The organism is Pseudonocardia sp. Ae150A_Ps1 (genome assembly GCF_001932315.1).
Lineage (GTDB): Bacteria > Actinomycetota > Actinomycetes > Mycobacteriales > Pseudonocardiaceae > Pseudonocardia.
Map to the genome: position 1 here is coordinate 122500 of NZ_MCIJ01000001.1, position 2078 is coordinate 124577.

A 2078-nucleotide genomic window follows, 5' to 3' on the forward strand; every position below is an offset into this window, starting at 1 on the left:
CCACCCGGATGGAGCGCCCGGTCGATCTCACGAGCCTCCACGACGACCTCGCCCGCGACGGCCGCGCCCCGGCCACCGTGCTGCGGGCGTTCTCCGTGGGGCCGGTCGGTGACGTCGTCGCCGCGGCGCTCGGGATCCCGCCCTCGGCCCCGGCGGCGCGGTTCGAGCGGCTGCGCCTCGCCGGTGGGGAGCCACTGGCGCTGATGACGAACGTCGTCCCGGCCGACGTGCTCCCGCTGCGCCCGGACGATCTCACCGGGCACGGCCTCTACGAGCTCCTCCGTGCCGGCGGGCACGCGCCGCGCTCGGCCCGGCAGGTCGTGGGGGCGCGGGCCGCCGGTGCCGCCGAGGCCGCCGCGCTCGACGAACCCCCCGGCGCCCCGCTGCTGACGATGACCCGCACCGCCTGGGACGAGACCGGCCGCGCGGTGGAGTACGGCTCCCACCTGTACCGCCCGACCCGCTACGCCGTCGAACTGACCCTGTGATCACGGATCCGGCAGCAGGGCGGCCACATCCGGCCGCCCCGCTGCCCGATCCGTGATCATGCGTTCGCTCGCGGGAACGGCGGAGCCGGTTCCGGCGTGGGGCGGGGGTCGGGGGCGCAGGGTCGGGGCATGGAGCTCGACCGGCTGCTGCGGCACCAGGACGGCGTCGTGTCCGTCGCGCAGGCGGTCGCGTGCGGGGTCTCGGCGCGCACCCTGCGGCGGTGGGTCGCGACGGGGCGGTTCTCGCCACCGCTGCCGGGCGTGCTCCTCGGGGGAGGGCATCCGTTCGGTGCCGCGGCCCGCTGCCGCGCCGCCGTGTTCTGGGCGGGACCGACGGCGCTGCTGGCGGGCCCGGCCGCCGCCTGGTGGCACCGGATGCTCGACACGTCGCCGTCGACGGTCGGGGTCACCGTCCCCCGGTCCGTGGGCCGCACGCCCCGCCCGGGGGTCCGTCTCCGGCGCCGGGACATCGCCCCCGCCGACCGGACGGAGGCCCGTGGGCTCGCCCTCACCGCCCGGCCCCTGACCGCGCTCGAGACGGCGATCGCGGTCCGGGACGGTGCGGCGTTCCTGGACCGGGCGCTGCAACGGTGGGTCACGTTCGAGGACCTGCACGCCGCCTGGTGCCGGATGAGCGGCGCGACCGGCGCCACCGCGGCACGGAGTCTCCTGGTCGTGGCCGGGGACCGGGCGGCATCGCACGCCGAACGACGCCTCGTCCGGCTGCTGCGCGACGCGGGCCTGACGGGCTGGGTCCTCGGGTACGCGTTCGGCCCGCACGAGCTCGACCTGGCCTTCCCGGAGCAGCGCGTCGCGATCGAGCTCGACGGCTGGGCGTGGCACAGCGACGTCGAACGCTTCCGCCGGGACCGGATCAAGGGCAACGACCTGGTGACCGCCGGCTGGACGCTGCTCCGCGTGACCTGGCACGACCTGGACACTGTCTCGCGCCGGGTTTGATGGAGGGTGTCAAGCCAGGAGATGATGAGCAGCGATGGCAGCCCCACGGAAGCACCCCAACGAGCTGCGGGAACGAGCGATCCGGCTGGTCCTCGACGCCAAGGCCGACCCTGTCAACGCCGGCACGAACGTCTGCCGCCGTATCGGTGACCAGCTGGGAATCCTTCCGGAAACCCTGCGCGGCTGGGTGAAGCAAGCCGAGATCGACGCTGGATCCCGGCCTGGGACGACGACCGATCAGGCCGCTCGGCTGGCGGAGCTGGAGCGGGAGACCCGTGAACTCCGCCGGGCCAACATCATTCTCAAGTCCGCTTCGGCTTTCTTCGCGGCGGAGCTCGACCGCCCGCAACGGTAGTCACCGACTACATCGACAAGAACAGGAACGAGTTCGGGGTCGGGCCGATCTGTGCCGTGCTGAAAGACGCCGGTATCCCGATCGCCCCGAGTGCCTACTATGCGGCGAAGACCCGTCCACCCTCGGCCCGGGCGGAACGCGACATCCTCGTCTCCGCCGAGATCGCACGCGTGCACGCCGAGAACTACGGCGTCTACGGCGTCCGGAAAGTCTGGGCACAGCTGGGCCGCGAAGGCGGCGTGGACGACCGGCCGGTCGCGCGGTGCACCGTCGGC

General features: G+C 74.2%; 2 protein-coding genes, 1 pseudogene and 1 other annotated feature. All 3 genes and pseudogenes read left to right on the top strand.

Going from position 1 to position 2078, the window contains the following annotated elements:
- The coding region (locus tag Ae150APs1_RS00465) for a UTRA domain-containing protein (protein WP_083703833.1) at nt 1-488 on the top strand (488 nt) is incomplete at its 5' end.
- A 129-nt stretch (nt 489-617) separates the two neighbouring features.
- Complete coding sequence (locus Ae150APs1_RS00470; protein ID WP_075295002.1) at nt 618-1448, top strand: type IV toxin-antitoxin system AbiEi family antitoxin domain-containing protein; 831 nt, start codon at nt 618-620, stop codon at nt 1446-1448.
- A gap of 34 nt (nt 1449-1482) precedes the next feature.
- A pseudogene (locus Ae150APs1_RS33120) lies at nt 1483-2078 on the top strand (IS3 family transposase); the annotation flags it as partial.
- Nucleotides 1764-1892, top strand: a sequence feature (AL1L pseudoknot). (Overlaps the previous pseudogene by 129 nt.)

Bases quoted from the DNA above. Each gene is read 5' to 3' on its own strand.
- Ae150APs1_RS00470 (WP_075295002.1), top strand. From the start codon at position 618: ATGGAGCTCGACCGGCTGCTGCGGCACCAGGACGGCGTCGTGTCCGTC.